Here is a 4310-nt window from a genome sequence, read left to right on the forward strand (position 1 = left end):
GTAGGCGTTATTCCCACATTTACGGTGATATTATTAGAAGCATTACTTGTACATTGCCCAACCTTACAAACTGCCGAATATGAGCTAGTATTTGTTGGCGTAACGGTAATGCTTGAAGTGGTAGCACCATTAGACCAAAGGATTGTGCCATTGCAGTTAGAAGCTGTAAGAGTTACTGATTGCCCCGCACAAATAGAAGTACTACTTGCCACAATTGTCGGAGGAGTAGTAGTTGTACCAACAGTTACAGTAATTATGTTTGATTTTCCACTTACGCAAGTCCCTTTTGTACAGGTTGCTGTGTAGCTGGTTGTTGTTGAAGGTGATACTGTTATAGCAGGAGTGGTTGCTCCTGTTGACCATTTGATTGTTCCGGTACAATTGTTAGCTGTCAGTGTAATATTTCCACCATTACAAATTTGATTTGTAGTTGAGTTAGAGGTAATCAGTGGTGCCGAAATAACGTTAACAACTACTTGAACAGGATTAGATTTACCACTAATACAGTTCTCATAAAGCTGGCATTGTGCTGTATAGGTAGTAGTTGATGTTGGGTTGACAGTTATTGCATTGCCAGTTTTTCCATCCGACCAAATAACAGTTCCGTTACAGCCGATTGCTTCGATTGATACACTTTCTCCTGCACATATATAAGGATTTGCACAAGCAATAAGTGGTGTAGTTGGATTACAAATAGCAACTTTGATTGATATATCTACATCATCGTCATCATCCTCGTTTTTATCAATGCCATTATTTGGTGTTGAATTAGGGTCTTTTTGGTCAGATTTTGTAACCTGAACCCAGTTTTTAATTGTTCCACTGGTGGCAGTTATTTTAGTCACAATTTGGAATGAAACAGTTTGACCAACTCCTATTTGGTTAAATTTAGCCACCACAGTATTACTAACTGTAGAAATAGCATCGCCACCCGAAGCACTCATTACCTGCAAACCAGCAGGTACAATATCAGTTACCTCTACATTTGTAGCATTTGAAGGGCCGTTATTTGTAATTTGAACAGTATATTTTATTTGTTCTCCTTGGGCAGGAGTAGTATTACTCACAAATTTTTCTAGACTTAAGTTAGCAAATTCTACAACTCCCTTAGGGGTAATAATAACTTTATCGTCATCATCTTCGTCAGTAGTTTTGCCGTTACCAGGTGTAGAATCAATATCTTTTTCTGTTGCTTTCGAAACCTGTGCAAAATTGGTCATTGCAGCAGAGCCTATAACCTTAGCTAAATAGGTTAAAGTAATAGTTTGATTTTTAGCGATATTTGAGATTGATGTGGTTAATACTCCCGCATTATTGGTAAAGAATGCACTTGAAACAAACTGTAAACCTGTTGGAAGTTCATCCATCACTTCAACATCAGTTGCTATCTCTGGGCCAGCATTGGTTACTTTAATGACAAAACTTATAATATCACCTACATTTGGTGTAGGATTATCAACAGATTTAATTAAACTTAGGTCAATTTGTTTATCACAACTTTTGGCAACTATCTTCAAAACAGTAGGATTACTATAACAGCCAGCACCAGATTTCTCAAATAAATAGTATGAACCAGCTCCAACTGCAGTAGGGGTTGATACTAGCGGCGAATTTGGGTTGGCATTAACGTGCCATTCGAAAGAGCCTCCAGGAGTTGTAGCACCATTTACTATATAATTATTTAGATTTATTGTTGTATTGTTACATATATCAAGAGCACATATACAACTTGGTGTCGCTGGGCGGGTATTTACTGTAACTACAACTGGCTGGCGAGTATTTAAACATCCTTCTGGAACATTTGTATATTCTGCATAATAAACTGTAGTTGTCGTTGGAAATACGGCATAATTAGTTCCGTTGTTAACTGTTGCAATTGCAGTACCACCAGTAGGAACTAAATACCACTTTATGTTTCCACCACCTGAAACAGTTCCTTTGATATAAGTGGTATCTCCTGAGCAAATATCACTATTCGAAGTGCTAACTATAAGTTCAGAGCACACAGAAGGAGTATATATGGCGGCATCAATCGTTGAATTGTCTTTTAATTCAGCTACTGAAGGGTCAATACTTATTTTTGAAGAATAACCTGTAGTTGGATTAAAGTCACTATCCTTGGTGTCGTCGCCAGCATTTGGCTTTGTCGAAATTTGACAATTAGCAGGTAGAGTACTTGCTATGATTCGAACTAAATAATTTCCTTTAGGGAGATTTGTAAATAAATAATAGCCATCCGAATTAGTAGTTGTTGTATTAATTAGACTGCTTGGATTACCATTAATGTCAGCTGTATAAAGGTCAACTTTTACTCCCTTCACACCTAATTCTCCAATATCTTGTAATCCGTTATTATTGGTGTCTTTCCAAACAAAATCTCCAATCGAACCAAGATTACTGAATAGTGCTCCATCTATATACAAAACGTTTTTTGTAGATATAATATCTATGACAATCTTATCCGATAGGCCTGTAGTAGGGTTAAAGTCGCTATCAATTGTATCATTTGCTCCAATATCTTGTTTAGAGGAAAGTTGTAAATTGGCTGGTATTGAGCTTGTCACAACTTTCACAACGTAAACCCCCGCTAGTAAATTATCAAATAAATATTTGCCATTCGCATCAGTTGTATCCGTTTTCATTGGAGAACCAAGCGGTAAACCAACATTATCCGCAGCATAAAGTTCAATGATAATACCACTTACACCTGCTTCTCCAGTATCTTGTAAACCATTATTGTTAGAGTCATTCCAAATAAAATCTCCAATCGAACCATAGCTTGCTTTAAAACCTGCATCAATAGTGGTATTATTACGGCCAATGTCATTAATTCCTAGTGATGTGTTAATAGAAATAGCATCGGTAGTGCCATCAGGATTAGAATCATTATCTTTAGTTTTGTCACTTCCTGCACCCTTAATGCTTACTTCCTTTCCAGTAGGAATCGCAAATTTAATTTTGTAGGTATTAGTTAATAAGCTATCAAATAGGTATTTACCTTGAGCATTAGTAATTGTAGAATCAAGCTTTACGCCAAGCGAATTAAGTAAATAGACTTTAATTCCTGATAATGGAGTATCGCTAATATTCTGAATACCATCTGCATTACTATCTGTAAATACATAGTCACCGATACTTCCGTAAGGTCCTTCGACAACTTGAATTGAGCAACACCCTAGTGCAGGACAGTTAGATACATTTGTTGTAAAACTAAAAACCCCTGGCCTTTTGATGGTCAGAGATGAATCTTGGTTTACAACTGCTACTGTCGAGCCAGATGTTATTTGGGTGCTTCCATTAAACCATTTAATGTTTGTTCCGTACCTGAAAGGGGCGGGAATAGAAACGGTATATTCTTCTCCCGGATACCAGTATAGTGGTACTGAAAAACATGTCGAAGCTATATCATCTTCATTGAGTTTTGAATTATTGGGAGTTGAATCAAAATCTGTTTGTCCATTGGCAGTTGAGAAAACTTCTGCTAGGTTGAAGAAAACACCTTGTTGAGTAACGGTGGCGTTAATTTCTAATTTAGTTGAATCACCGGCTGCTAAACTTGCTACACTCCACTTGCCAACTCCACTGAGAGCATTATAAGTGAAATTAAGTCCTCCTGTATGAGAATTTAAAACCGCACCATAAATAGGGAAATTATCTTGTACTACAATTGAGCTAGCCGTTGTTGGGCCTGCATTTTTCAACCAAAGTGTGTACTTAATACTTTCACCAACTGTAGGTAAAGATTTACTGATAGTTTGGCTAAGTGATAAGTCTATGGTTTGAGCTGATACCCCAATTATATTGAACAATACCAAAAAAATAAGTGTTGCAAAACCCTTGAAAAATGGATTTTGTTTACAGTCGTCACTTGCAGTTGAAATGGGAGTTAATGAAGGTATCCATTGATTCAACTTGGCATCAAATTGACTACCTAAGCAGTACATTTTGGTGCTTGAACTATTGTTGAAGGATAAGTTTTGCATAATAAATTCCTGATTTTGCACTAATTCAGTGACGATTTTTGTGTTATTTTTACTTTTTGGTAAATGGTACGTGTATGAAAAATACTCTTGCAAACTATTTTCTGAAAAGATATATTCGTCGCCTTTGTTCGTTTCAATTTGTTTAGATATCTCTTCTCTAGATTGACTACTTTTTGATTTGAAAAGTAGATTTATCATGCGGACAATTTTTTGTACAAATGCAAACACTTTTGTGCCTGTATTTGATTTGTTTAATCCATTCCACTTTAATTGAGCTTGGATTGCACGTTTTGTAAAATTGTATTTCATTGGCAAGTTTTTTACACG

At 36.3% G+C, this 4310-nt stretch carries 1 protein-coding gene; it reads right to left on the minus strand.

All coding sequences use genetic code 11. The annotated features are described in order from the left end of the window. On the minus strand, positions 1-4292 hold a 4292-nt coding region (locus tag A6M55_RS00905; protein WP_156510954.1), incomplete at its 3' end, for an SdrD B-like domain-containing protein. Between the last annotated feature and the right edge of the window lie 18 nt (positions 4293-4310).

The sequence above is a fragment of the Emticicia sp. MM genome (genome assembly GCF_001649495.1).